Annotated in this window: 23 protein-coding genes and 1 pseudogene; 9 read left to right on the top strand and 15 right to left on the bottom strand. The window is 57.8% G+C overall.

Features of this window, described 5'->3' with window-relative positions; all coding sequences use genetic code 11:
- Nucleotides 1–29: 29 nt before the first annotated feature.
- The 4 genes from KO536_RS07715 to KO536_RS07700 form a co-directional block, all read right to left on the bottom strand.
- Entirely contained in the window at nucleotides 30–797 is a 768-nt protein-coding gene (locus tag KO536_RS07715; RefSeq protein ID WP_219261589.1) for an ABC transporter ATP-binding protein, read from the bottom strand.
- A gap of 27 nt (nucleotides 798–824) precedes the next feature.
- Nucleotides 825–1,538 (bottom strand): ABC transporter permease, encoded by a 714-nt coding sequence (locus KO536_RS07710; protein ID WP_219261588.1) that lies wholly within the window; start codon nucleotides 1,536–1,538, stop codon nucleotides 825–827.
- Nucleotides 1,535–2,224, bottom strand: a complete 690-nt coding sequence (locus KO536_RS07705) for an ABC transporter permease (RefSeq protein ID WP_219261614.1) — start codon at nucleotides 2,222–2,224, stop codon at nucleotides 1,535–1,537. The genes KO536_RS07710 and KO536_RS07705 overlap by 4 nt, the downstream gene beginning before the upstream one ends.
- 111 nt (nucleotides 2,225–2,335) lie before the next feature.
- Nucleotides 2,336–3,106 (bottom strand): ABC transporter substrate-binding protein, encoded by a 771-nt coding sequence (locus KO536_RS07700; RefSeq protein WP_133079372.1) that lies wholly within the window; start codon nucleotides 3,104–3,106, stop codon nucleotides 2,336–2,338.
- Nucleotides 3,107–3,454: 348 nt separating this feature from the next.
- Here KO536_RS07700 and KO536_RS07695 point away from each other — a divergent pair, with 348 nt between their 5' ends.
- Complete coding sequence (locus KO536_RS07695; protein ID WP_219261587.1) at nucleotides 3,455–4,390, top strand: LysR substrate-binding domain-containing protein; 936 nt, start codon at nucleotides 3,455–3,457, stop codon at nucleotides 4,388–4,390.
- 51 nt (nucleotides 4,391–4,441) lie between these two features.
- Here the strand turns inward: KO536_RS07695 and KO536_RS07690 are convergent, their stop codons facing one another.
- Both KO536_RS07690 and KO536_RS07685 read right to left on the bottom strand, forming a co-directional pair.
- A complete protein-coding gene (locus KO536_RS07690; RefSeq protein ID WP_133079374.1) occupies nucleotides 4,442–5,518 on the bottom strand; it encodes a 3-deoxy-7-phosphoheptulonate synthase in 1,077 nt (358 codons plus the stop codon).
- A 131-nt stretch (nucleotides 5,519–5,649) separates the two neighbouring features.
- Complete coding sequence (locus KO536_RS07685) at nucleotides 5,650–6,096, bottom strand: PilZ domain-containing protein (protein ID WP_133079375.1); 447 nt, start codon at nucleotides 6,094–6,096, stop codon at nucleotides 5,650–5,652.
- On the opposite strand from KO536_RS07685, the pseudogene KO536_RS07680 reads away from it, so the two are divergent.
- The 4 genes and pseudogenes from KO536_RS07680 to cysB all read left to right on the top strand — a co-directional run bounded on the left by KO536_RS07680 (nucleotide 6,095) and on the right by cysB (nucleotide 9,117).
- A pseudogene (locus KO536_RS07680) lies at nucleotides 6,095–6,480 on the top strand (thioredoxin family protein). The gene KO536_RS07685 and the pseudogene KO536_RS07680 overlap by 2 nt on opposite strands.
- 38 nt (nucleotides 6,481–6,518) lie before the next feature.
- Nucleotides 6,519–7,436, top strand: coding sequence for a 5'-nucleotidase (locus KO536_RS07675; protein WP_219261585.1), 918 nt, complete (start codon nucleotides 6,519–6,521; stop codon nucleotides 7,434–7,436).
- Between the two features lie 92 nt (nucleotides 7,437–7,528).
- Complete coding sequence (locus tag KO536_RS07670) at nucleotides 7,529–8,029, top strand: universal stress protein (protein ID WP_133079378.1); 501 nt, start codon at nucleotides 7,529–7,531, stop codon at nucleotides 8,027–8,029.
- Nucleotides 8,030–8,142: 113 nt separating this feature from the next.
- Nucleotides 8,143–9,117 carry an HTH-type transcriptional regulator CysB gene (gene cysB, locus KO536_RS07665; RefSeq protein ID WP_133079379.1) on the top strand — a complete coding sequence of 325 codons (975 nt, stop codon included), beginning with the start codon at nucleotides 8,143–8,145 and terminating at the stop codon, nucleotides 9,115–9,117.
- A 77-nt stretch (nucleotides 9,118–9,194) separates the two neighbouring features.
- Here the strand turns inward: cysB and KO536_RS07660 are convergent, their stop codons facing one another.
- The 8 genes from KO536_RS07660 to KO536_RS07625 all read right to left on the bottom strand — a co-directional run bounded on the left by KO536_RS07660 (nucleotide 9,195) and on the right by KO536_RS07625 (nucleotide 19,845).
- Nucleotides 9,195–11,756 (bottom strand): DUF2235 domain-containing protein, encoded by a 2,562-nt coding sequence (locus KO536_RS07660; protein WP_257622838.1) that lies wholly within the window; start codon nucleotides 11,754–11,756, stop codon nucleotides 9,195–9,197.
- Nucleotides 11,753–12,286 (bottom strand): DUF3304 domain-containing protein, encoded by a 534-nt coding sequence (locus KO536_RS07655; protein WP_219261583.1) that lies wholly within the window; start codon nucleotides 12,284–12,286, stop codon nucleotides 11,753–11,755. The genes KO536_RS07660 and KO536_RS07655 overlap by 4 nt, the downstream gene beginning before the upstream one ends.
- Nucleotides 12,271–12,789 carry a DUF3304 domain-containing protein gene (locus KO536_RS07650; RefSeq protein WP_374105695.1) on the bottom strand — a complete coding sequence of 173 codons (519 nt, stop codon included), beginning with the start codon at nucleotides 12,787–12,789 and terminating at the stop codon, nucleotides 12,271–12,273. Before KO536_RS07650 ends, KO536_RS07655 begins: the two co-directional genes overlap by 16 nt.
- Nucleotides 12,786–13,595, bottom strand: a complete 810-nt coding sequence (locus KO536_RS07645; RefSeq protein WP_219261582.1) for a DUF4123 domain-containing protein — start codon at nucleotides 13,593–13,595, stop codon at nucleotides 12,786–12,788. The genes KO536_RS07650 and KO536_RS07645 overlap by 4 nt, the downstream gene beginning before the upstream one ends.
- A gap of 37 nt (nucleotides 13,596–13,632) precedes the next feature.
- On the bottom strand, nucleotides 13,633–15,696 hold the full coding sequence (locus KO536_RS07640; RefSeq protein WP_219261581.1) for a type VI secretion system tip protein VgrG: 2,064 nt from the start codon (nucleotides 15,694–15,696) through the stop codon (nucleotides 13,633–13,635).
- Nucleotides 15,697–15,784: 88 nt separating this feature from the next.
- Entirely contained in the window at nucleotides 15,785–16,303 is a 519-nt protein-coding gene (locus tag KO536_RS07635) for an Hcp family type VI secretion system effector (RefSeq protein ID WP_219261580.1), read from the bottom strand.
- 547 nt (nucleotides 16,304–16,850) lie between these two features.
- Complete coding sequence (locus KO536_RS07630; RefSeq protein WP_219261579.1) at nucleotides 16,851–17,987, bottom strand: catalase family protein; 1,137 nt, start codon at nucleotides 17,985–17,987, stop codon at nucleotides 16,851–16,853.
- 43 nt (nucleotides 17,988–18,030) lie between these two features.
- On the bottom strand, nucleotides 18,031–19,845 hold the full coding sequence (locus tag KO536_RS07625) for a di-heme-cytochrome C peroxidase (protein ID WP_219261578.1): 1,815 nt from the start codon (nucleotides 19,843–19,845) through the stop codon (nucleotides 18,031–18,033).
- Nucleotides 19,846–20,089: 244 nt separating this feature from the next.
- Here KO536_RS07625 and KO536_RS07620 point away from each other — a divergent pair, with 244 nt between their 5' ends.
- The 4 genes from KO536_RS07620 (at nucleotide 20,090) to KO536_RS07605 (ending at nucleotide 22,375) form a co-directional block, all read left to right on the top strand.
- Entirely contained in the window at nucleotides 20,090–20,809 is a 720-nt protein-coding gene (locus tag KO536_RS07620) for an FKBP-type peptidyl-prolyl cis-trans isomerase (protein ID WP_219261577.1), read from the top strand.
- Nucleotides 20,810–21,224: 415 nt separating this feature from the next.
- On the top strand, nucleotides 21,225–21,566 hold the full coding sequence (locus tag KO536_RS07615; protein ID WP_133078115.1) for a helix-turn-helix transcriptional regulator: 342 nt from the start codon (nucleotides 21,225–21,227) through the stop codon (nucleotides 21,564–21,566).
- Complete coding sequence (locus KO536_RS07610; RefSeq protein ID WP_133078116.1) at nucleotides 21,563–21,931, top strand: hypothetical protein; 369 nt, start codon at nucleotides 21,563–21,565, stop codon at nucleotides 21,929–21,931. Before KO536_RS07615 ends, KO536_RS07610 begins: the two co-directional genes overlap by 4 nt.
- Nucleotides 21,932–22,375, top strand: a complete 444-nt coding sequence (locus KO536_RS07605; protein WP_219261576.1) for a tetratricopeptide repeat protein — start codon at nucleotides 21,932–21,934, stop codon at nucleotides 22,373–22,375. It begins immediately after the preceding gene.
- Between the two features lie 55 nt (nucleotides 22,376–22,430).
- On the opposite strand, the gene KO536_RS07600 is transcribed toward KO536_RS07605, so the two are convergent.
- A complete protein-coding gene (locus KO536_RS07600) occupies nucleotides 22,431–24,512 on the bottom strand; it encodes a carboxy terminal-processing peptidase (RefSeq protein WP_219261575.1) in 2,082 nt (693 codons plus the stop codon).
- Between the last annotated feature and the right edge of the window lie 64 nt (nucleotides 24,513–24,576).

Raw genomic sequence — 24,576 nt, 5'->3', positions numbered from 1 at the left:
GCCTTGCTCCTGTTGAACGACTTGCCTGCTCACTTCAAGCGCCCGGAAAGAAATTGGGTCAAGCGCTCGCTCTTGGGGTTGACCAGCACGTCGCCCGGCGGGCCTTGCTCCTCAACCAGCCCCTGATGAAGGAACATCACATGGTTGGACACATTGCGCGCAAAGCCCATTTCATGGGTCACCACCACCATCGTGCGGCCCTCTTCGGCCAGGGCCTGCATCACTTTGAGCACTTCACCGACCAGCTCCGGGTCCAGGGCCGAGGTGGGTTCGTCGAACAGCATGACCTCCGGCTCCATCGCCAGTGCCCGGGCAATGGCCACACGCTGCTGTTGACCGCCGGACAGGTGAGACGGGTACTTGCTTTCGACCTCGGGTGCCAGACCCACCTTGTGCAAGTATTGGCGCGCCCGCTCGATGGCTTCCTTGCGCTTGATGCCGAGCACATGGACCGGGGCTTCGATGATGTTTTCCAGCACGGTCATGTGTTGCCACAAGTTGAAATGCTGAAACACCATTGCCAGCTTGGTCCGCACTTTCTGCAGCTGACGCGGGTCAGCCACGCACAGTGCCCCGTTCAGATCCTGCCGGGTGCGGATGGGTTCGTCGTTCACCGTGATGCTGCCGGCGCAGGGTTGTTCCAGAAAGTTGATGCAGCGCAAAAACGTGCTCTTGCCTGAACCGCTGGAGCCAATGATGCTGATCACGTCCCCGGCCTTGGCCTTGAGTGACACGCCCTTGAGGACTTCGTGATTGCCGTACTTCTTGTGCAGCCCTTCGATACTGAGTTTGTACATGCTCGATGTTCTCCAGGTGACGCCGGTTCAATGGGCCTGCGGTTGCAAGAAGGCTAGCCAGCGGTTTTCGCAGCGGCGAAACAGCCAGACCAGGGTAAAGACCATCACCGCGTACAACACGGCGGCCAGGCCAAAGGCTTCAAACGAGGAGTAAGTGGCCGAGTTCACATCGCGGGCGACCTTCAGCAGATCCGGCACCGTGGCGGTGAAGGCCAGCGTCGTGGAGTGCAGCATCAGGATCACTTCGTTGCTGTAGAACGGCAGCGAGCGGCGCAGCGCCGAAGGCAAGATGATGCGCCGGTACAGGGTGAACTCGGACATGCCATAGGCGCGCCCGGCTTCAATTTCGCCATAGGGCGTGGCGCGGATGGCGCCCGCGAAAATCTCCGTGGTGTAGGCGCACGTGTTGAGGGCAAAGGCCAGCAGCGTGCAGTTGATGCCCTCGCGAAAGAATGCATCCAGCGTCGGTTGGTCGCGCACCACCTGCAGGCTGTAAATCCCGGTGTAGAGAATCAGCAGCTGGATGTACAAGGGGGTGCCGCGAAACACGTAGGTGTAGAACCACACCGGAAGGCGCAGCAGCGGATTGCGCGATACCCGGGCTATCGCCAGCGGCACGGCCAGGGTGCCGCCGATGGCGATAGAGGCAACCAGCAGCCACAAGGTCATGGCTACGCCCGAGAGTTGATACCCATCGAACCACAGGTAGGATTTCCAGTATTCCTGGATGATTTCGTTCATAGCTGGGCACCTCTGACGCCGACCGAATAGCGGCGCTCAAGCCACATCAATACACCGTTGGACACCGTGGTCAGGGCCAGATAAATCAGCCCGCCGATCACGCTGAAAAAGAACAGGTCCATCGAGTTCTTGCCGGCATCCTGGGTGACTTTGACGATATCGATCAAACCGATGATCGACACCAGCGCGGTCGCCTTGATCAGTACCTGCCAGTTATTGCCGATGCCCGGCAGCGCGAAGCGCATCATTTGCGGGAACAGCACGCGGATGAAGACCTGGCGCCGATTCATGCCGTACGCCACGGCTGCCTCAAGCTGGCCTGCCGGCACGGACTGAAAGGCGCCGCGAAAGGTTTCGGTGAAATACGCCCCGTAAATGAAGCCCAGGGTCAGTACCCCGGCGGCGAACGGGTTGATATCGATTTGCTCGACCTGCAGCCATTCGGTGAGGTTGTTCAGCCAGATTTGCAGGCTGAAGAACAGCAGCAGCATGATGACCAGATCCGGCACGCTACGGATCAGCGTGGTGTAGCCCGCTGCCAGGTAGCGCACGGCCGGTTGCCTGGACAGCTTGGCTGACGCGCCGATCAGTCCCAGCGTGACGGCCAGCAGCATCGACAGCAGTGCCAGCTGGATTGTTGCCAGCGTCCCGTCGACGATCAGTGAGCCATAGCCCTGTAAGAACATGTTCTGTCGCTCCATGGGCAACGACGGTCCGCAGACCGGTTGCACGAAAGTGAACTGCAAGGCACCGGATTACCTGCATGCAGGTGATCCGGCGCCGTTCAGACGCGGGCTTCAGTTATAGATGTCGAAGGTGAAGTACTTTTTCTGGATCGTGTCGTAGGTGCCGTCCTGGTGCATGGCGGCCAATGCCCGGTTGATGGCTTCGAGCAGTACCGGGTCGTCCTTGCGCAGACCGATGGCGATGCCTTCGCCGAGGATCTCGATGTTGGACACCGCGTCGCCGGCGAAGGCGAAGCCGTTGTTTTTGCTGGTTTGCAAGAAGCCGATATCGGCCACTGCCGCATCGGTCAGGCTGGCGTCGATCCGGCCGCTGACGAGGTCGGGATACAGCAGGTCCTGGTTGGGGTAAGTGACCATGATCACCCCTTGCGGCGCCCAGATGGCTTTGACGTAAGCCTCTTGAGTGGTGCCTTGGGCGACGCCCACGCGTTTGCCTTTCAGCGATTCCGGGGTCGGCAGCAAGCCGCTGTCTTTTTTGGCGATCAATCGGTTAGGGGAGTTGTAGAGACGGTCCGAGAACGCGACGTTCTTTTTGCGCTGCTCGTTAACGGTCATGGCCGACAACACCGCGTCGAATTTCTTCGCCCGCAATGCAGGGATGCTGCTGTCGAACGGGGTCTCTACCCATTTGCACTTGACCTTGAGTTCGGCGCAGATGGCATTGCCCAGATCAATATCAAAACCCACCAGTTCACCCTTTTCGTTTTTGGATTCGAAGGGTGCGAAGGTCGGGTCGACGCCGAAGCGAATCTCGGTCAAGTCCTTGGCCAGGATGCCGGTGGATGTCAGGGCTAAGACAGCTGCGAGGACAAGTTTTTTCATTTTTATTTTCCTTTGTCTGACGGGGGCGGCGTGATGACCGTGCTACAAATACGTCGTGCATTGATCGTACCTGTATATACATGATGAGCAATTTACAGGCCAATTCCGCTGGATGGCGTGCCAGAGCAGTTGCCTGGATAGGCTAGGGCCAGGAATGCACGGGACATGTCACTCAACAACGGTGTGTCGTTACGTAGAGTTACATTCGTGTGGGAAATTTCCTCGTTCTGCTGCGGGGGTGGCAAGACCAGAATACGAGGCTTTCATTTTTCTAAAAGAGGGTGAAAGCTGCGGCTTCCTATAGCTGAGCTAAAGTATCAACCCGTCGATTTGCCTCAGGAGATGCTGATGAACAGCTTGCCTTCCCTGCGTGCCCTGCAGGTTTTTGAAGCCGTTGGACGTTTCGGCGGGATTGTTGAGGCGGCCAGGCGCCTCGGGATTTCGGCAGGAGCGGTGAGCCAGCAGATGAAGCTGCTGGAAGACACTCTGGGTTTGAGCCTGACCCACAAGGTCGGCAAGCGCATCCGCCTGACCGTTGCCGGTCAGCGTTACCACGAGAGTTGTGCTGCGGCTTTTGAAAGTCTGCGCGTTGCCCAGACCGAGGTCGAACGCTCGAAAAATGCCAGCAACCTGCGCATCAGTGCTTTGCCGTCGTTGCTCTCGGAGTGGCTGGCACCCCACGTCTATGCCTGGCAGGACGAGCATCCGCAGCTCAATGTGTTTCTCGACGCCAGCCATGCCGAGCCCTCGACTGAGGGGTATGACATCGACTTTCGTTTCACCTACGGCGATTACGTGGCGGGCGAAAACGCTATCGAGCTGTACCGCGATTGCGTGGTGCCCGTGCTGAGCCCGCAGTTATTACGCGCCGACGCTGCGCTCAATAGTCCCAAGGACTTGTTGGCGTATCCCTTGATGTCGATTGACTGGTTGCCCAAGTTTGCGTCGCCACCGTCCTGGCGCGACTGGTTCAAGGACCGGCAGGTGGACTGTGAAGGCCTGCGTGATGGTTATCGGGTCTATTCACTGTCGTCCATGGCGATCCATGCGGCGCTGGCGGGGCAGGGCGTGGTGCTGGCGCAGTATTCGATGGTGGCTGATGCGTTGGCGCAAGGGCGCCTGATCATGCCGTTCGCCCACGGCTTGCCCTTGCCTTCGGCGTATTTTCTGGTGGGTGCAAAGGGGGCTTTTGACAAGGCGCACTGTCGCGACTTTCATCGCTGGATGGTGGCCAAGGGGCGGGAACAGAGAGTGGCGAGTCAGCGGTTGCTGGAGAACACATAACCTGAAACCAACGTGGGAGCGGGCAAGCCCGCTCCCACCTGTCAGTGCGCTTTAGCCGCGATCACGCTTGGGCAGTACATCCTTGAGCTTGGCGCGCATGCTGCGCAGGGTGCTCTCGGTGGACGCCCAGTCGATGCAGGCGTCGGTAATCGACACGCCGTACTGCAAGTCTTCCAGGTTTTTAGGGATTGCCTGGCAGCCCCAGTTCAAGTGACTTTCAACCATCAGGCCGATAATCGACTGGTTGCCCTCGACGATCTGGTTGGCCACGTTCTCCATTACCAGCGGTTGCAGTGCCGGGTCTTTGTTGGAGTTGGCGTGGCTGCAGTCGACCATGATGTTCGGGCGGATTTTCGCCTTGTTCAGTGCCTGCTCGCAGAGCGCAACGCTGACCGAATCATAGTTCGGCTTGCCGTTGCCACCGCGCAATACCACGTGGCCGTAGGCGTTACCCTTGGTGGTAACGATCGACACGCCGCCTTCCTGGTTGATACCCAGGAAACGATGGGGGCTGGAGACCGACTGCAGGGCGTTGATGGCAACGGTCAGGCCGCCATCGGTGCCGTTTTTGAAGCCTACCGACGAAGACAGGCCAGAGGCCATTTCGCGGTGGGTCTGGGATTCGGTGGTGCGTGCGCCAATGGCCGACCAGCTGATCAGGTCCTGCAGGTACTGCGGGGAGATCGGATCAAGGGCTTCAGTGGCCGTTGGCAGGCCCATTTCAGCCAGGTCCAGCAGCAGCTTGCGGCCGATGTGCAGGCCGTCTTCGATCTTGAACGAGTCGTCCAGGTACGGGTCGTTGATCAGACCTTTCCAGCCTACAGTGGTGCGTGGCTTTTCAAAATAAACGCGCATGACCAGATACAGCGTATCGCTGACTTCTGCGGCGAGCACTTTCAGACGCTCGGCATACTCGTGGGCAGCCTTGATATCGTGGATCGAGCAAGGCCCGATGACAACGAACAGTCGATGGTCAGTGCCATCCAGGATGTTGCGAATCACCTCACGCCCTTTGGTCACCGTCTGCAGAGCCGTTTCACGCAAAGGCATTTCGCGCTTGAGCTGTTCAGGTGTGATCAGGGTTTCGTTGGAGGCAACGTTTAGGTCGTCGATCGGTAAATCAGCCATCGTGTTACTCGTCAGGTCACGGGTGCCGGCCGCCAGCGATCCCCGTGCGGCGGAGCACAGCTTGATTGAGCGCATCGGGGAGCCGAACCTTAACGCGTTATCCGGTAAGTCGACAATGGGCAGGCACAGCTTTAATCCAGTACCGCCTGCGCCATTGCGTGATCCAGGGTTGCCTGAGAGAACTCTACGGCGTGGTGGCTGACCCATTCCAGGGCAAGGGCTTCCAGGTCTTGCGGACATGAACTCTGTTGTTGCTGGAGGCGGGAGTAGTGCTCGATCTGGCAGATCTGTTCGCCCATGCGCGCCCCGAACAGCGCTTGTTCGTCGATCAGGGCCACCCCGATGCGATAGCCGTCCAGGTGTTTCTCGCACCAGGCTATATAGCCCGGATAGTGTGCGCTTTCCCCCAGGGTGGGCATGTACATGTCGACGGCGGTACCCCGTCGCCAGGCTCTATCGGTGTTGCACGACACGCCTGCGAGGCTGATAGAGTGCAGCTTGTGGCGCGAAAGTGAAGGTTGTTTGCGTCGCGTTATCTCAACGGGAATATCGTCAGGGTGAGGTAAAAAACGACCCATGAAAGCTGACTCCAAGTGCCATCAAATTAGTATTGTCTTTTGAGTATAGTGACTGAAATGGAACTGACAGACTTTGATGCCGATCAGCGCCTGCTGGCGTTGCCCGGGACTTCACTGGTGATCTTCACCAGCGCGGGTTGTTCGGCCTGCCGTACTGCGCGGCGCATGTTGCCCGCTATGCAGTTGCCCGTTGACCGGTTGTGCTGGATCGATGCCGGTGACAATGGTGGTCTGGTCGAACGTTACGAGATTTTTCATTTGCCCACCCTGTTTGTGGTGCACGACGGGGCCTTCTACGGTGAGTTGAAGTCCCGCCTGAGTGAGGGCGAACTGGCGCACCATATTCGACTCGCCTTGATGCATGAGCCTGACGAGCTACCGTGAAGCGGTGTCCGAATCCGCTTGAAACCTGTGGAGGCAACATGAGCAAAGGCTTAAAGGGCAAGCTGGTGCTGGCCATTTCTTCTCGGGCCCTGTTCGATTTGAGTGATAGCCATCAGGTGTATCTGAACAAGGGGATCGAGGCCTACCGGCAATACCAGATCGAGCATGAAGATGAAGTACTGGCGCCGGGGGATGCCTTCGCGCTGGTCAAAAAGCTCCTCAGTTTCAACGCAAGCCTTGGGCGTGACCGGGTCGAGGTGGTGCTGGTATCACGCAACAGTGCCGATACCGGGTTGCGGGTATTCAATTCCATCCAGCATTACGGCCTGGATATTTCCCGTGCAACCTTCAGCGGCGGGCGCAATCCCCATCCGTACCTCAATGCCTTTGGCTGTGACCTGTTTTTGTCGACCCATGCCGAGGATGTGCGCAGTGCACTGGATGCAGGTTTTGCGGCGGCGACCATCCTGTCGGGGGGTGCACTGCGGGCCGAGAGCAACGAGTTGCGCATTGCCTTCGACGGTGACGCGGTGCTGTTTTCCGATGAATCGGAGCGGGTTTTCCAGTCCGGTGGCCTGGAGGCTTTTCAGTCTCTTGAACGCGAATCTGCCCGCAACCCGCTGCGTGGCGGGCCGTTCAAGGGTTTCCTGGAGGCGCTGAACCTGCTGCAGCGCGAGTTTCCTGATGACGCCTGCCCGATTCGTACCGCTCTGGTCACCGCACGGTCGGCCCCAGCCCATGAGCGGGTGATCCGTACGCTGCGCGATTGGGATATTCGCCTGGACGAGTCGCTGTTTCTCGGAGGACTGGACAAGTCGGCGTTTCTGGAGGCCTTTGCTGCCGATGTGTTTTTTGATGATCAGGCGGGTCATTGCGAAAGGGCGCGCCAGGTTGTCGCTACCGGTCATGTTCCACACGGCATCAGCAATGAATCCCGGGATTCGGTGCCCGAGTAAGCCTGCATGCAGGTGGTCGAGGGGGCTTCGTAGTTGTCCGGGCGCTGCTAAGCTGAATCTACCTCGTTCATCAAAGCTGTCGGGAAGGTCGCATGATTCGCTCAATTCTCTATGCCACTGACCTCGGCGTTTATGCGCCCGTTGTAATGCAGCATGCGCTGGGGCTTGCCCGCAGCTTCGGCGCCGATCTGTTTGTGGTGCATGTAGTCGAACCCATGGGGCTGTTTGCCGAGTCAGTCCTGCAGAGTTATCTCGATGAGCATGCGTTGAACGAACTGCACCGCCAGGGCATGCACACCATGCTGTCGAATATTGAATTGCGTGTCCTTGAGAATCTTCGTGAGGAGTTGGCAGGGTGGGAGTTGGAACTGGCCCTGATTCGCTCGGTCAAGGTTATTCAGGGTGAACCCTCACAGGTCATTCTGGAGCAGTCGAAAAAGTTGTGCGTAGATCTGCTGATCCTGGGCAGTCACGCCCAGCCCACGGGGGGCGAGTCGCATTTGGGGCGAACCGCAACCAGGGTGATCGAGCTGGCGCAGATGCCGGTGTATCTGGTGCCGCTGACACAGCGTCGGCGCAGCGCTGATGTGTAAGGCTGATGAATCGATAAAAACGATAAAAAGTTCTAGATTTCTTATTCCAACCTTCCATATAGTTATATATCGCCGCCGATACCCTTGGCGTCTATCAGCTTTGAGGGATGCATATGAAGCTTCAACAATTGCGCTACATCTGGGAAGTGGCGCACCACGACCTCAACGTTTCGGCTACTGCACAGAGCCTTTACACCTCACAGCCGGGTATCAGCAAACAGATCCGCCTGCTTGAAGACGAACTGGGGGTCGAAGTTTTTGCCCGTAGTGGCAAGCACCTGACCCGAGTGACACCGGCGGGCGAGCGCATCATCACGACGGCTGGCGAGATCCTGCGCAAGGTCGAAAGCATCAAGCAGATCGCTCAAGAGTTTTCCAACGAGAAAAAAGGCACGCTGTCGATTGCCACCACCCACACCCAGGCGCGTTACGCCTTGCCGCCGGTGATCAGCAATTTCATCAAGCAGTACCCGGATGTCGCGTTGCACATGCATCAGGGTTCGCCCATGCAAATTGCCGAAATGGCCGCTGATGGCACCGTCGACTTTGCAATTGCCACCGAGGCCCTGGAGCTGTTTGGCGATCTGGTGATGATGCCGTGCTACCGCTGGAATCGCTGCGTGGTCGTGCCACAAGGTCACCCGCTGACCAAACTGCCAAAGCTGACCCTCGAAGCCCTGGCTGAATTCCCGATCGTGACTTACGTATTCGGCTTTACGGGCCGTTCCAAGCTCGATGAAGCCTTCAGTCATCGCGGCCTGACCCCCAAGGTGGTGTTCACCGCGGCTGATGCTGACGTGATCAAGACCTATGTACGTCTGGGCCTGGGTGTTGGCATCGTGGCCAAAATGGCCGTGGACACCAAGCTCGACAACGACCTGGTGGTCCTGGATGCCAGCGAACTGTTCGAGTCCAGCATCACCAAGATCGGTTTCCGCCGTGGCACCTTCCTGCGCGGATTCATGTGCGACTTTATCGAGAAATTTGCCCCGCACCTCACCCGTGAAGTAATGGCAAAGGCCATTGCCTGCCACAACAAGCAAGAGCTCGAAGAGCTGTTTGAAGGGGTCGAGCTGCCGGTGCATTGAGTGCAGCGTTTACCCCGTAGGTGTGGCTTTGTGCGGCGCCTGCGGGGTGCTTGTCACGACCTATGTGAGCATTCCAGTTAGAAGCTTCCCGCCACGCCCTTTGCCTGATCCAGCCAGCCCCTGGTTGGCTCAGCCTGGGGCGTTTGTGTTTGCAGCGCGTGTTCCAGCAGGTTGTTGGCTTCAAGTGCTTGCGCGGCCTTGAGGATCGAAATCAAATTATCCGTAGTGGCGGTTTTTTCGGTCAATGCAGGTGGCACGGGCAGCGCCTGGGCCGCTTTCACCGCGTCGCCGGTGTTTTTGGTAAAGGCGCATACGGTTTCTATGTTTTCGATCATCGGCAGTGACAGGCGGGTCACGGTGTCAAACGCATTGATAAACGGGAACTCCACCTTGCCGCGAAGCACCGGGGTGCCCAGGCTTGGCAGAATCAGCCCCACCAGATAACGCGGGTTCTGGCGCCTGATCGTCAGGCCGACACTGGCCACCGCCAGGGCCACGCCCACCACGCGCCCAAAGTTCACCAGCAGCGACAGTTCGTTGTTGGATTGAGTGTCGAAGAAGATCCCGCGGTACCGAAAGTAGTCGCTGAACACCTCCCGCTCGTTCAAGGCCGCGTTCATGAACCAGGCGCGGGAATCATGCACATGCTCGTCAAACAGGCCCACGATCGCCCAGGCTTTGTCGTTCACCGGCTTGCCGTTGGCGCCGAACAGCAGGGCGTAATTCTCTTCACCGGCCTGGCGCAGTTTGGCATAGTGCTCGGCCTCATCCTGGCCGTTGGTCATATACACCAGCCCGCCCACCAGGGTGTTGGCGAGGGTGCCAAAGCTGATCATCTCGCTCAAGGTCAGGTTCCACTCCGGCACGTAGTCGCGCCGAAAGTCGGCCATGGCGTTGCGCAACTGGCGATAATCCAGGTTGGGCTCGAACACTTTGCTGGTGTTGAACGAGGCGGCAGGTTGGGTGCCGGTGCGCTTTTCATAAGCCTCTTTTGTGGCTTGATGTTTTTTTTGCGACGCCAGTTCGGCTTCGGACCAGACCGGCGCTTTAGAGCCAGCGCGCATGGCGGCATCTTCTTCGAGCTGCATGGCGTGCAGGGCCTCGAACGCGTCGACTTCGTCGCCGTTCATATCGCTCGCGGGGCCGTTTTGCAGCACCCGCCGATTGAGACTCGTCCACTTGATCCAGTTCATGGCGTAACGGCTGATGCGCCAACCGGTAATCACTCCGGCCTCGCGGGCCATGACCTCTTCCAGCGGGCCGTTGTCCATATTGTCAAGCCAGGTGTTGAAACGTTCGATCAAGGTGGGGTCGACCTGGAATTCGATAGACGTTGAGTCGCTCATCACCAGCCAAGGTCGATCATGTTTCAATGCCATGTTGAAAGCTTCTGGAGGTGCCTGCAACGGCGCGCCAACTTTGTAGGCTTCGTCATACATATGGTGCAGGGCAATTTGCGATAGCACCTCTTTTCCACCTGCTGCAGCTTTGCCTTGATCGCCGGGCGGATAACCGCCGCCAACGTCGGAGTGCATGCCGGGGTAGATGTATTCCCTGGTGCCGCTGCGATAGGTGGACAGGCAGTCCGGATCGTCGGGGTTGGCCTGGCGCCGGATCGAGTCCAGGGGGAAGCAACTGCGCTGCTCGTGGGCTGCCACCATATGCACGCAGCGCTCCAGAAATTCTTCGGAGTCGGACAGGCGCAGGGTGCCGTCGGCCCAGCCCATGTGGCCTGCGGCAAATGGCGCCAGATAGGGGATACCCACTGAGGCCACGGTGTCGAACAGCCCCATGAACACAATCTTGATCGGCAGCCCGGCAAACAGGTAGCAGGTGGTGCCTTCCACTTCGACCTTGGTCAGGGCTTCCAGCCAGTTGGCAAATGCCCGAGCCTGGGCGGCGCCCCGTGAAAAGCCGTACACGAACAGGCGTACAGCCTTGATGGTCGGGATGGTCTTGCCGGCATGGGCAGCGTCGATCTGGGCTTTGAGTTCGGCCAGGGGCTGGGCCAGTACTTCTTGGCGGCGGGTATAGCTGTTTTTGAAGACCGAAGCTGCGAGCATATCTTCGGTGAGACTGGTGCCCATTTTTTGTACGAGGGCGTAGCTTTCGGACATGGTCGGAGGCTTTTGATTGCACGCTTTTTTCAGTGCATCTATCAAACGGGTCAGCCCCCAGTTGATCCGGTTCTCGCCGCCTGTCGACATCGTCAAACCTTGGCTATCCGGTTTGAATTCGCCTATTTCCTTGAACTCGGTGCCGACGCCTTGCATGTAATAGCGATAAAAACCCTCTCTCTGCTCGGCTTCATGTTCAGAGTCTCCCAAGCTCGCATGAAACAGACGTGCCACATTGGTAGTGGTCGAAGGTAAAGCCAGGTTGTCCGTCGGTTCATGGTTGTTGGTGCCGTCAAAGCAAAGGGTGATCGTCACGATTTGCATACAGGGCCGGCCCGCGTAAGCCCATCCGGCTGCATGAGCAGCGTCCATTGCTTGTTGTTCGAACGGGTCGAAGGCTTGCTGTTGCTTTCGATAATTGAAAAGCACATCTCCCGCTGTTTGCGGGAGAAGCCCGCCCATTTTGAAGTCGGGGGTCAGGCTGAGAAATTCGCCAGTGGATCTTTTGGGGCGCGGTTTCATGGTTTCGCACATGTGGCAGGCTCCTGCATTTTTTGAGGGTAATGAAACGGATAATCCGGCCGGCCGGGATAGGTCGCTCCAGCTGATACCGCAACTTGGTTACATGGTAAGAAATGCACGTTTACAAGCCCCAACTCCTCATACGGCGCCACTGCTACAACGGCACGATGGCGGGTGTATTGAGCTTCTTTCTCTCGAGCGGCTTTGAACCAGGCATCGGAATAGCGGGGCTTGGGCCAGTTGGCGGAATCATACGGATCAGGGTCTTTTTCCCACTCGACCACCACGGTCAAGCCGGGGTGCCATTTCACGGGAAGCGTGGCGCAGCACATTTGGCCGCCGCCGTATCCGTAGGGCGCCAGATTGGGCCCGCCATTGCCATTGACCGAAAACCGGTTGATCGCCGCCGAGGTATGGCTATAGCCCTCGATTGGCGCGCCGAGGCGGTCAGGCAGGGAGTCGGCACAGCCCTGTAGCGCCATCCCGGCGATAAACATCACCAGCAGTGAGCGAGTCATGGTTTCGGACATGTGGCGGGCTCCTGCATTTTTTGAGGGAAATTAAATGGGTAACCCGGCTGGCCGGGAAGAGCGGCAACGGCTGATACAGCCACCTGATTACAGGGCAGAAAATGCACATCTATTGCCCCCAGCTCTTCATACGGAGCCACTGCGACAACGGCGCGATGGCGGGTGTACTTGGCCGCATGCAACTTGTAGACAGCCCGGTAGCCATCGGTCCCAAGGGGCGGCCAATGTGCAGAGGCGTGCGGATCAGGGTCTTTCTCCCACTCGACAACCACGGTCAAGCCGGGGTGCCATTTCACGGGAAGCGTGGCGCAGCACATTTGGCCGCCGCCGTATCCGTAGGGCGCCAGATTGGGTCCGCCATTGCCATTCACCGAAAACCGGTTGATCGCCGCCGAGGTATGGCTATAGCCCTCGATTGGCGCGCCTAACCGGTCAGGTATGGAGTCGGCACAGCCCTGTAGCGAGAGACCGCTGATTAACAGCAAAAGAGGCAAGCGACTCACGAGTGGGCCTTGTGCCAGGTCGAGGTGATTGGAAGGTGGGTACTCAGCGCCGAGGCAATAAAGTCTTCGTGTTCATGTTTTTCCAGTTTCTGCCGGCTGATATCCAGATGGATTTCAATCAGGCAACGAATCATGGCTTCGCGTGAAGTGAAGCCATGCTCATGGGGCGTCTTGGCGTGCTCCTTGAACCAGCGAAGTGCCGCGCTGACAGCTTGCAAGTGCAGCACTTGCTCATTGCTCAGGCTCATGCCGGTTTGCGCAGCCTGATCGCCCGGGCGGGTGTCGAACCCTGATAGCGCTGCAGCTTTGTTGTCGCGATCGATCCAGTGCCACCGGCTCACCGGGGCGTGAAACAACTTGAGTTGAGGGGGATCAAGCTGTTCGCAAAAAGACTTGAACAGGCGGGTGTCGTAGTAACGCAGTACACCGCTGCACGTATTCTGGTTCCAGCAAGCCCGGGTAGCCCCACGCAAGTGCGCGACCAAGGCGTCGAAAGGCCAGCGACTGGTCAGTGCCAGCACACAAAAGTCGTGGTGTACCGCTTCAAGCAGCGCAAATAGCCCGGCGCACTGTTGCTCATGGGTCAATTCGATGCGCAGCAGCAGTGGGCCAAAACGGGCCACTTCGTGCTCCAGCGTTTGCTCGAACAACCAGGCGCTGGCAGGCGCCGGTGTCAGTTCAAGCAGAGGCGGCAATAGCTGGGCAGGCAGTGTCGTGCAGTCGATCAGAACATCCAGGTGGTCGAGCTTCGCCTTGCGGGCTTCTACGGTCAAAAGTTGAAACCAGTCCTTTGCGGTTGTTGACATGTTGCTTCCTTGTTTCAAGAGGTTCGCTGATGAAGTGTTACTGCGCCACTAATGCCTCGGCCCTGGCCTGTGCAGCCAGCAAGCAGCCCTTGCACACCCCTTTGGGCGACGCAGGGGGCTCGTTTGCCTGGGCGTCTGTAGCCTCCGGATCAAGCAAGGACGGAATGCTTGAGAGCCCCAGCAAGTCGGGCAATAGCGACACCGCCGCCGTTCCGCTGAGGGGGGCGCCGCCGGTTTCAATCGGGGTGCTGCTGAAGATGCCTGCGGGGCTGATGACCAGGTGGTGCCCCCCGGCTTTCAAGGTAAGGCTGGCACCCGCGTCCAGGATCAGATTGGCTCCGGCCTTGAGGTGAACTTCCTGACCTGCCTCCACGACCACGGTCTGCCCGACCCGGGTATGGCTGCTGCTGGCGACCTGCAAGTAGTCGCTGGCCTGGAGCGCGACTTTTCGATCTGCCGTTACAGTGCGCTGGTCCTGCGCTTCGAGCACCGCGATGCTGTTGCCCTTGATGGTTTCATGGCGCTCGTTGCCAACTTCAAGGCGGCTGTCATGCCCGATGTTCTGTTCCATGTCGCGCTGGGCACGCAGATAGATCAGCTCCTGACCGGCGCGATCTTCAAGGTGCAGTTCGTTGAAACCCCGGCCTCCCGGTGAACTGCGGCTGCGCAAGACACTGCGGGTCTTGTGTGCTGGCAACTCATAAGGCACCGGGTTCAGGCTATTGGCCAGGCAGCCGCTGACCACGGGCCGGTCGGGGTCGCCCTCAAGGAAGGTGACCAGCACCTCCATCCCGACCCGCGGAATCGTGACCCCGCCGTGGCTGCCGCCCGCCCAACTGGAGGCCACCCGTAGCCAGTAGCTGGACTTGTCATCAGCCTTGCCTTCGCGGTCCCAGTGGAACTTGACCTTGATCCGGCCATAGGCGTCGCAATAGATCTCTTCGCCGGCTGGCCCGGTGACCAGGGCCGTTTGGCTGCCCAGCACGCGGGGTTTGGGGTATGGCTGTTGCGGGCGATAAAACACATCCCAGGGCGTTGCCACGAAACGGTTGCGATAGCCCTGTTCAAGCTGTTCTGAATCAGGTGAGGGGGCATGGCTGATGCTCTCTTCCAGTACCTGCGGCTGATAGCCCTGGTGATGGACTTCAGTCAGTAACCAGAGCGCGTTCCACTCTTTGCGCGGGTGTTCGCTGAGCAACATGAAGTGCCCGCTGACCAGCGTTGGCTGATCGCTGTTGCCTTCGGATTGACGGTAATCGGCTCGGTGACGCTCAAGGGCGCGCCGGGTCAAGGGCTTGCCGCGCTCACCCTGGACGAACAAACCTGGATAGTCATAGTCCTCAAGATCGGGCTGAGGGCTCTGGGCTTCAGGGTTGTGGGCGGCCTGGACGGTAAAGCCGGCTTTCTCGAAGTTGTAATCCCTGCGCGTGGTGCGACTGGTACGGGCCTCAACGCGCAGGTTGAAGTGCTTGATGGCAGGTTCATCGGCCACCATGCCGCTGTCCTGCAGGTAGGCGGTGGGTTTGTCCAGTTGGGGAAACCCCGTCTGGTCATCGCCGAACACCAGTAAATGGGCCTGCCTGGAGTGTTCGAAGTGGTAATGAATACCTTCTTCGCGGCACAGGCGCTGGATGAAGTGCAAGTCCGACTCGTTGTACTGAACGCAGTATTCTCGCGGCGGGTAGATCGCGTTCAGTCGAAACTGGTAGGCATCGCCAAGGATTGCGTGTTCTTCAAGGATCTTGCTGATGATTTGCGCAACCGTGCGCTGTTGGAAAATACGCTGATTGGTGCGATGCCTTAGATAGGCAAGGTGCGGGACCAGCGTCAGACTGTAACGTGTCAGACGTTTGCCCGAATCGCCTTGGGCAATACGATATATCTGCCCATGAATACCGTTACCACTGTTGTTGAAAGCCAGAAAAGCTTGTTTGTGAAGCATGCTTTCAAGGTCAAGATTCGGGCGTTCGCTGACGAGTTCTACCTTGATCGCAAACGGTGTGCTGATGGCCTCCGGCCCTTGAAACTCAAGCACGCGCAGATCGTGTTCAAACCCTTCGATAGTGAGCGTGAACAGCGTTTCGTTAGCAGGATTGAACATGTTTTTTTCCTCAAGCCTGACCCTCAAAAAGTCATGAGCGGTATCAACCGTTAAACAACGATTGATACCGTGAAACACTCAGTCAGTGTCAGCCTGCAACTGGGGTGCGCCAGTCATCAGAACCGGAAGTACCGGACACTTCATGGGTCCAGGTGATTTTGCGGTAGGTGAACTCAACGTCTTCCAGATGGGTGAAGTGCGAATTCGACGGGTCCTGGCAGTTATGCATGTAGTCCTTGATGTCGACGATGATCGCGTCTTCAAGTTTGGTGGTGAAGTAGTGCTCCTGAGTGCCTGCCGATGAAGTGCGATACCACTCGATAGTGATTTCAGTCAGGCGCTCGCCGGACGTCAGTGCAGCCAGCAGCAGCGGCGAAGACTTGTCGAAGACCTTGGTAATCTTGACCGGCTTGTGAACGCGTTGACCGGTCGGTTGACCCGATTGCGGATCGCGAGGAATGATCACTTCGTGACTGAAACCCTGAACCATGACCTGGTCTTCGTGACCTTCCTGATAGGTGTTGCCGACCGAGTCGGCGGTGAAAGCACCGGCGGTAATCAGACCCTGTTTGGTACCGTTGATGGACATATACGCTGGCGTTGCCATGGATGATTTCCTTACTGATCAATATAGAAACCCGCAGGCTTTTTTAATGGCGGGCTCCTATTTGCTATCAAAGCCCATGCCAGAAAAAATAAAGTCTTTGTTTATCAGGGATGTAGTGTTGCTAGTTGGATTTAATTTGCTGGCGTAATGAAAAGTACCGATAAAAGTGCGCAAGAAGTTGCGCAGTAGTGTGCAACTTCTTGCGCACTTGGCTGTACATCAAGATTTGCAGGAGTTACAAGGATCTATTCACAGGGTTATCCACATTCAAGTGTGCAACTTGTTGCGCATAGTGGCTAATTAGGGGGCTTGGATGTGCGGTGCGTTGTTCGTTGTTTTTGTGAGCGGCACATTATGTGCTGTTTGATGGGTGTCAAGTTGTGCGTATGACAGATATATAATTTTTAAGTGTGGGAGATATCTTAATTACAGCGTGCGCCAAATCCTGTGGGAGCGGGCTTGCTCGCGATGGCATCGACGCGATCTGATTCAAAGACCGCGTCGCCTTCATTGCGAGCAAGCCCGCTCCTACATTTATCCGGGCATGTTATTGCTGCGCATTGCGTGTATGCCGATACTCGCTCACGGCGTCATACACCGCCTTGCGCAGGCGGTTGATCCCGCCAATCGGACGATGCTCTTCGATGCCATGCCACGGGCTGAACGACAGGTTGTCACACGCCAGATTCTGGCTTGGGGTGTCGAAGTCCTGAGGGGCAATCCTGACCCGTGCCACCGTCTCGAAGGGCGCGTCAGACTCTTTCCATTCGATGCTCGTATCTTCAATCGGCATGAAGCGATTGGCGTTCTGGCGTTGCACCTGCAAGACAAAACAGGCAGGTACCCGGTCGGTGGAAAGTTGCTGGTTCAAGGCATTGCGCAAGAAATTGGGCAGTGCCTCATTTTGCGCCGGCAATGTGTATACCGGGCAGCTCTCAGGGTCGGGGGCCACACGGTATTTGGCATTGGCCGTGCCGAACTTGTAGGGCGACACTGAAAAGTACGTGGTTTGCGTGGGGCTGGCGGGGGCGGGTGCCAGTGTCGCCAGGGCGATAAACAAATGACGGACCTGCCAGCTGCGAGGATCCCACGACGGGAAGAAGGCCAGCACCTTTTTGCCATCTGCCTGGGCACCGATGTTCTGACGGTATTCGGCTACGTCGCTGACGAAGAAGTTGGGATGGTTGAACATGACAAAATCCTGTTCGCCACGCCCTTGCTGGCTTGGCAGTAACTGAGCCCCCGGTACGTCGAGCAACTTGATCGCCATCCCCCGGGCATCCCGGATGCTGTCAAATTGCGGGTAAGCATTGCCATTGGACAGACGCATCACCGCTTGCCAGGTTTTACCCGGTGCGGTGAATACGCCCTGGCGCAATGCCGGATCGAGATCGTCGAGCACCTGGACCTGGGCTTTGACGCAGCCGTGGGCCTTGGCGTGGGCATCGCGCAGATAACGGGTGTTCTCGCGGTGCTGGTCAACGATCCTGATCGCCGTCTGGATAGTGTCCTGGGTCATGGCGGCTTCACCCGCGGGGATCTGTTCCTGGGCCGAGACCGGGCCGCGATGCTGCCAGGCGTACCAGCCCGTGGCCAATCCCCAGCCAAGCAACCCCAGAGCGATCAGTGCCAGCAGTAACGTGCCCAGCCATTTGCCGAGTCGAAGCCAGAAAGCGGTCAGCATGCAAACATCCTTTTAGGGAAATCTTCGGTGTGTCGAACAAACTTCATTCGTTGGGCAACGGGTGTTCAAGGGGCCCGCCGAGCACTTTCAAGTACTCCAGCAACGCCCAGCGCTCTTCGGGTTGCAGCAGGCGTCCGATGACGCCATTGCCGCGAGGGCCGGGGCGGAACTCGTGCCCGCTGTTGTGGTTGCCGCTGATACGCGTATCGAGCACAAAACCACCGTCAAAGGCTTCGGTGCGGTAGCCCAAATGCCGCGGGTCGTACTCAAAGCTGCCGCGATAGAAGGTCTGGTCGCGCTCGGCCTGTGGCGAAAGCAGTTGGTACACCGTAGGCACTGAGCCGTTGTGCAGGAAGGGCGCAGTGGCCCAGATCCCGTCGAGGGGCCGCGCCTTGTAGGCACGCACTTCCAGAACACCGATAGGCAGGCCGAAACCGTTGAGACGCGCCTGCTCTTGTGGGCCAATGCTGGCGTCATGGTAGGCCCGTTTTTCAACAAACGCAGTGACGTAGGCCAGGCCCTTGGCCACTGACAGTTTGCTCATGTCCAGAGGCGTATCGGTTTTGGGGTACAAATCCACGTTCATGCCAGCCAGTTCAGCCGGATCCCACTGCAAGGGGCTCAGATCGTATCGATTGTCGGCAATGTTGTTCGCGGTATTGGGATCGGTGCCGATGACCTCGACCGGCAACATTTTGAGCTGCTTGACCAGGCGCCCATTCTCCTCGACCACCGGTGGTACATGACACCCGGCGCAGTTTTCGTTGAATAGCGCACGGCCTTTGGCTGCCAGGGGGCGATCGATGTTGCCGAACAGTGCCTCGGGCCAGACCGGGGGCTTGAGTTTTTGCAGGGTCTCTTCAATCAGGTGCAAGTCGTTTACCCGAACACTCGACGGGTAGCGGGCATCGCCCTGCAGTGGCTGGCCATGCTCATCGAAAAAATTCAGGGTGGCGCCAACACCAAGGGCTTCACCAATATTGCGTGCCATCGGCTGCTTGGCCGAGCCGTTCCACTGCACCCAGTCGAACGTCCACATATCCCACAGGTGCGGATAGTCAACCGGAGCGTTGGCTACGCGGTAGTTGGACGGGGAAATGGCATCACCGAAACTGGCGTTGGCGATCCTTCCGAAAGCATCGGTACGGCCCGGCCCTTCGAGTGTGGGATAGAGGCCGCGATGGGTGTCATTCCAGGCCACCGCCAGAAACGTATCCAGGGATGCCTTGAAGTCTTTGCGCAGTTGTTTGTGCTGAGCTTCGTACTGCTCGCCCAGCACCGTGCGTGCGAAGCGTTCGAATTTCCAGGGGTTGTAGTAGGTCGCGGCGAGACTGGCTACCAGCGCCTGACCAAAACTGCCGCCGCGCAAGGTCGGTACGCTGGATGGCAGCACGTGTTGTGCCGGGGCACCATCGATGCGCAGTGCCTGGCCTTTGTAGCGCAGTTCACCGGTGTGGCAGGCGGCGCAGGTGATGTCCAGGTACTCGACCTGGCTGCCCGGGTTCTGGTGGCGAGTAAAGCCCACTGGCAGGTTGCCCGGGTTGGCGGTAGTGGCCTGTTGCTTGGGATCGACCAGAAACCCGAAGCGCGCCAGATACTCGGGCGCTGCGAAAGGCTGTTTTGAAAAGGGCAGTTCGAGGGCGCTGAACCAGTCGTAATGCAGGCCTTTAACCTGGGTCCCCTGGGGGGTGTAGTAATAGGTCTGGCGTTCGGCAGGGGTCCACTGATCCAGATAGTGCAGTTGCTGAGGGGGCTCGTAGGCAGGCAGTTTTGGGTTGGCAATGAAGTAGATCACCAGGCCAAGCCCCAGGACCAACGCCAGCAGCAGTCCCAGCAGAACACGGTAAAACAGACGCACAGTAACGCTCCTTGTAAAAATAATTACAGCCTTATGCCTCAGGTAGGGGCAGGCATCAAGTGACCCGATGGCATTGTCGGGTTTACAGATGTGTTAATAAAAGTTGCTGTAATCGTGAATTGTTATTAATGCATGAACTTATCGGCATTTCGCCCCTCTTATGCCGGTAGCCATTGGTCGCGGCCGCCTGATAAGCTCGCGGCTTTATTCGATTGCCCATTTGGCGCATGAACAAGGAAATAGCATGAAACAGCATCGGTTGGCGGCAGCTGTGGCTCTGGTAAGCCTGGTACTGGCGGGTTGTGATTCGCAGACCAGCGTAGAGCTGAAAACTCCAGCGCAAAAAGCCTCGTACGGCATTGGCCTGAACATGGGTAAAAGCCTGGCTCAAGAAGGCATGGATGATCTGGATTCCAAGGCCGTAGCCCAGGGCATCGAAGATGCCGTCGGCAAGAAAGAGCAAAAGCTGAAGGACGATGAGCTGATCGAAGCGTTTGCAGCACTGCAGAAACGTGCTGAAGAGCGTCTGACCAAGATGAGCGAAGAAGCTTCTACTGCTGGCAAAAAATTCCTGGAAGAAAATGGCAAGAAAGCAGGTGTTGTCACTACCGCTTCTGGCCTGCAGTACGAAGTCATCAAGAAAGCCGATGGCCCTCAGCCTAAAGCCACCGACGTGGTGACTGTTCACTACGAAGGCAAATTGATTGATGGCAAGGTGTTCGACAGCTCGGTTGAGCGCGGCAGCCCGATTGATCTGCCGGTTAGCGGCGTGATCCCGGGTTGGGTTGAAGGTCTGCAACTGATGCATGTTGGCGAGAAGTACAAGCTGTACATCCCTAGCGAACTGGCCTACGGCGCACAAAGCCCAAGCCCGTCGATCCCGGCCAACTCGGTGCTGGTATTCGATCTGGAACTGCTGGGCATCAAAGATCCTGCCAAAGCAGAGCAAGACGCTGCCAAGTAAGTAGCATGTTGTACGCGTAACGCCCCGTCTCGACGGGGCGTTGTCGTATCTGCAGTCAGGTTTTTGTTTGCGTCAGTGTTGTCCTGCACCCTTTCAAATCGCCCATAAGTTCCCTTGGCTAGTGGTTGCTGACTGCCAAGTCAATGAATTTATGGGTTTTTTTATGTGTGTAAAAAACGCCCGATCTGACTCCAGCCCTTATGGGACGGGCCTTTCAGCCTTAAAAAACAGCTCTGTTCACAAGGTTATCCACAATTTGTGTGGATAACATTTTCCTCCCGGTGGGGCGTTCAGGGCTGTTTTCACAAAAATTTCACTTGCGAGTGAAAACCCGAGAGACCTTGGTGGCTGATAGGATTAAGCTTCAAGGGAAAGTTCTGACTCGATTTATTTAAAAGTCTGACGGGGTTTAGTAATGGATCTTCAAATCATCAAGCGTAATGGTGAGCCTGAATACGCCGTTCTTTCATGGGAAAGTTATCAGGCGCTGCTCAAGGCTGCAGGCCTCAAGGAGCGAACTGCAGCGCCTGACCCTGTACTGCAGGCATCTGCCCCCGAGCAGGTGCATCCCGGACTCGATCAACTGCGCAGCCTGCGCGAGAACAAGGGCCTGGCCCTTGAAGTGCTGGCTCGCACAGTCGGTATCAGTCCGTCCTATCTGGGAATGATAGAAACCGGTGAGCGTCTCCCCGACCTCGCCATTCGTCGAAGCTTGGCCTGGGAGCTTGGTATCCCGGGCTGGAGGGAAGCACCATGAGCGTTCGCATCAGTCGTCAACACTGGGATGGGTTGTTGGCTGAGCTCGATCAGGCGCGCCGACAGCGCCACTTGCTGACTTACCGTGCGCTACTGGAACGGTTGCAATTACCGAGCCCTGCAATGTTGACCCTTACCGCAGCACTTGAGCACCTAGCGGCGATGGATGCCAAGGCCGAGCAGCCCTTGCGCAGTTCGCTGGTGATCAGCCAGGGCGCAAGTCGTCTGCCACGCACGGGCTTTTTTGAGTGCGTTGAGCGGCTTGGGCGTTTTCCCGGCCCGCCGGATGGCATTGCCGCCGCGTCATGGCATGCCTCAGAGGTGGTGCGCGTGTTTGAGCATGCTTATGAGCACGAGGAGGCTTGAGTGCTCTGGCGGTTTAAGGCGCGCCTGAGCTACTGGCTGGCGCGCAAGTTGTTTCGCTGGCCCTGGTGCGTGCGCCAGCCGCGCGTCTGGGGCTGGATGGAAGGGCAGTTTGCACGTATGGCCAACCTGGGCGATACCCGTGCCCAAAGCTTCTACGGGCACATTCTGGCCTTTCGCGGTCAAGGCCTTGGAGCGAAGGAGGAGGGCGTACGCCTGTTGCGTCTGGCGGCGTTGAGCGGCGACGCGAAGGCAGCTTATCAAGTGGGTGTTTTCAGCCTGGCGGGTTCGCTCGGCAAGACCCCGGATGCTGCAGAAGCGGCGCGCTGGTGGACGATGGCGGTAAAGGCGGGACATCCACTGGCCGCGCACAAGCTGGCGATGTTGTATCAGGACGGTGGCCCGGGATTGCTGGCTGATCCGCAACTGGCCCGGCTTTACCAATAGCCAATAAAAAGGGCGGGACGCATAACGCGGCCCGCCCTTTTTTTTCAGCCTTGATTTACTTCTTTGCCACTTGCGAGCTGAGCTTGAGGTAGTCCAGCAGAATCCGCCCGGTTTCACTCAGGTAGGCGTCATCTTCCGGTTTGGTCTTTTCAGGCTCTACCGGCAACGCATCTTCGTCTTCTTTCTTCATTTCCTTGAGCGGTGCTTCGCCTTTGGCCTGACGGCGAGCGTTCTCCATCACCAATTGCTTGGCATCGATATCGGCGTGCTGTGCACGGCGCTCGGCCTCGTTCAGGCTGACGGTTTTCTCGGCCATCAACTTCTCGGCCAGGGCCAGCTTGTCGCGGATAAAGATGAACTCGGCATCCTTGGTCGCGCGGGCATCATGGTTGGCTTTGAGCCGGTCAATGTAAGGCTTGAACGGATCAGACGCCGGCTTGATGGCAGGGCGGATGGTGTCCCAGGGCATGGCTTCAGGCAGTGCGCTTTCGCCGATTTCCTTGGTGTCGATGATCGACGGGAAGGCAACGTCAGGCAGTACGCCCTGATGCTGGGTGCTCTGACCGGAAACCCGGTAGAACTTGGCCAGAGTCAGTTTCAGCTCGCCGTGGTTCAGTGGCTGGATGGTTTGCACCGTACCTTTGCCGAACGTCTGGCCGCCGATGATCAGCGCGCGATGGTAGTCCTGCATGGCGCCGGCAAAAATCTCCGAAGCTGAAGCCGAGAGGCGGTTGACCAGCAACGCCATCGGGCCTTTGTAGAACGCGCCCGGATTTTCGTCTTCCAGAACGTCCACCTTGCCGTCGGCGTTACGCACCAGAACCGTCGGACCCTTGTCGATAAACAGACTGGTCAGTTCGGTCGCTTCCTGCAACGAGCCGCCACCGTTGTTGCGCAGGTCGATAATCACGCCATCGACTTTTTCTTTCTGCAACTCGGTCAGCAGTTTTTTGACGTCGCGGGTGGTGCTCTTGTAGTTCGGGTCGCCAGCGCGGAACGCTTTGAAATCCAGGTAGAAGGCCGGGATTTCGATGACGCCGAGCTTGTAGTCCTTGCCATCCTGTTTCAGGTTGAGGATCGACTTTTTGGCAGCCTGTTCCTCAAGCTTCACCGCTTCGCGGGTGATGGACACAATCTTGCTGGTCTGGTCGTTCGGCGCGTTGCTGGCCGGAATCACTTCCAGGCGCACCACGGAGCCTTTAGGGCCACGAATCAATTTGACCACTTCGTCCAGACGCCAGCCGATGACGTCGACCATTTCCTTGTCGCCCTGGGCAACACCGATGATCTTGTCAGCCGGTGCGACCTGTTTGGTCTTGTCGGCAGGGCCCGCGGGCACCAGCCGGACAATTTTCACCTGGTCGTTATCGCTCTGCAACACGGCGCCGATGCCTTCCAGCGACAGGCTCATGTTGATGTCGAAGTTCTCCGCGTTATCTGGCGACAGATAGTTGGTGTGCGGATCGTAAGACATGGCGAAGGTGTTGATGTAGGCCTGGAAGATGTCTTCGCTGCGGGTCTGATCAAGGCGCGACAACTGATTCTTGTAACGCTTGGTCAGCAGCTCCTGAATTTTTGCAGGCTCTTTGCCAGCGATCTTCAAGCGCAGGACTTCGTCCTTGATGCGTTTGCGCCACAGGTCATTGAGTTCGGCTTCGGTCTTGAGCCACGGAGCGTCCTTGCGGTCAATCTGCAAGGTTTCGCGAGCCGTGAAGTCCAGAGAGTCCGGGCCTTTGTTCAGCTCTGCAAGGGCGAAGTCCAGGCGTGATTTGACGCGGTCCAGGTAGCGCTTGTAGATGATGAAGCCGGGATTGAGGTCGCCGCTTTTCAGGAAGTCGTCAAACTGGTACTTCCATTTGTCGAACTCGGCAATATCGCTGGCCAGAAAATAGCTTCGAGAAGGGTCAAGCAGCTTCAGGTAGCTGTCATAGATGATCGCGGAGCGCGCGTCATTCAGTGGCGGCTTGCTGTAATGATGGCGCTTGAGCAGCTCAACAACGTTAAGACTGGCAATTACCTCATCACGATCGGGCTGAAGGTTATCCCAACTGTTAGCGGCGAACGAATTGGCCGAAAACGGCAAAACGCCTAGGCCAATGAATAGGGCAAGTGCGGTGCTAGGGAATAAATGCTTCATGCTGATTCGACGCGGGGGCAATTGATAACGCATATTAGGCCGTCTTTGAAGTCGCCGGTTCCAT

Source organism: Pseudomonas sp. NKUCC02_KPG (assembly GCF_019345465.1).
Taxonomy (GTDB): Bacteria; Pseudomonadota; Gammaproteobacteria; order Pseudomonadales; family Pseudomonadaceae; genus Aquipseudomonas.
The sequence above is the reverse complement of the archived record's forward strand: the minus strand, read 5'-3'. Positions and strand labels throughout refer to the sequence as shown.

What these genes read in the sequence shown, in the direction of transcription:
- KO536_RS07635 (WP_219261580.1), bottom strand. Translation starts at nt 16,303, where the DNA reads ATGGCAACGCCAGCGTATATGTCCATCAACGGTACCAAACAGGGTCTG.
- KO536_RS07685 (WP_133079375.1), bottom strand. Translation starts at nt 6,096, where the DNA reads ATGGGTCGTTTTTTACCTCACCCTGACGATATTCCCGTTGAGATAACG.
- KO536_RS07700 (WP_133079372.1), bottom strand. Translation starts at nt 3,106, where the DNA reads ATGAAAAAACTTGTCCTCGCAGCTGTCTTAGCCCTGACATCCACCGGC.
- KO536_RS07660 (WP_257622838.1), bottom strand. Translation starts at nt 11,756, where the DNA reads ATGAAACCGCGCCCCAAAAGATCCACTGGCGAATTTCTCAGCCTGACC.
- KO536_RS07690 (WP_133079374.1), bottom strand. Translation starts at nt 5,518, where the DNA reads ATGGCTGATTTACCGATCGACGACCTAAACGTTGCCTCCAACGAAACC.
- KO536_RS07675 (WP_219261585.1), top strand. Translation starts at nt 6,519, where the DNA reads ATGAGCAAAGGCTTAAAGGGCAAGCTGGTGCTGGCCATTTCTTCTCGG.
- cysB (WP_133079379.1), top strand. Translation starts at nt 8,143, where the DNA reads ATGAAGCTTCAACAATTGCGCTACATCTGGGAAGTGGCGCACCACGAC.
- KO536_RS07620 (WP_219261577.1), top strand. Translation starts at nt 20,090, where the DNA reads ATGAAACAGCATCGGTTGGCGGCAGCTGTGGCTCTGGTAAGCCTGGTA.
- KO536_RS07640 (WP_219261581.1), bottom strand. Translation starts at nt 15,696, where the DNA reads ATGTTCAATCCTGCTAACGAAACGCTGTTCACGCTCACTATCGAAGGG.
- KO536_RS07715 (WP_219261589.1), bottom strand. Translation starts at nt 797, where the DNA reads ATGTACAAACTCAGTATCGAAGGGCTGCACAAGAAGTACGGCAATCAC.
- KO536_RS07610 (WP_133078116.1), top strand. Translation starts at nt 21,563, where the DNA reads ATGAGCGTTCGCATCAGTCGTCAACACTGGGATGGGTTGTTGGCTGAG.
- KO536_RS07630 (WP_219261579.1), bottom strand. Translation starts at nt 17,987, where the DNA reads ATGCTGACCGCTTTCTGGCTTCGACTCGGCAAATGGCTGGGCACGTTA.
- KO536_RS07655 (WP_219261583.1), bottom strand. Translation starts at nt 12,286, where the DNA reads ATGTCCGAAACCATGACTCGCTCACTGCTGGTGATGTTTATCGCCGGG.
- KO536_RS07710 (WP_219261588.1), bottom strand. Translation starts at nt 1,538, where the DNA reads ATGAACGAAATCATCCAGGAATACTGGAAATCCTACCTGTGGTTCGAT.
- KO536_RS07615 (WP_133078115.1), top strand. Translation starts at nt 21,225, where the DNA reads ATGGATCTTCAAATCATCAAGCGTAATGGTGAGCCTGAATACGCCGTT.
- KO536_RS07705 (WP_219261614.1), bottom strand. Translation starts at nt 2,224, where the DNA reads ATGTTCTTACAGGGCTATGGCTCACTGATCGTCGACGGGACGCTGGCA.
- KO536_RS07600 (WP_219261575.1), bottom strand. Translation starts at nt 24,512, where the DNA reads ATGAAGCATTTATTCCCTAGCACCGCACTTGCCCTATTCATTGGCCTA.
- KO536_RS07645 (WP_219261582.1), bottom strand. Translation starts at nt 13,595, where the DNA reads ATGTCAACAACCGCAAAGGACTGGTTTCAACTTTTGACCGTAGAAGCC.
- KO536_RS07695 (WP_219261587.1), top strand. Translation starts at nt 3,455, where the DNA reads ATGAACAGCTTGCCTTCCCTGCGTGCCCTGCAGGTTTTTGAAGCCGTT.
- KO536_RS07670 (WP_133079378.1), top strand. Translation starts at nt 7,529, where the DNA reads ATGATTCGCTCAATTCTCTATGCCACTGACCTCGGCGTTTATGCGCCC.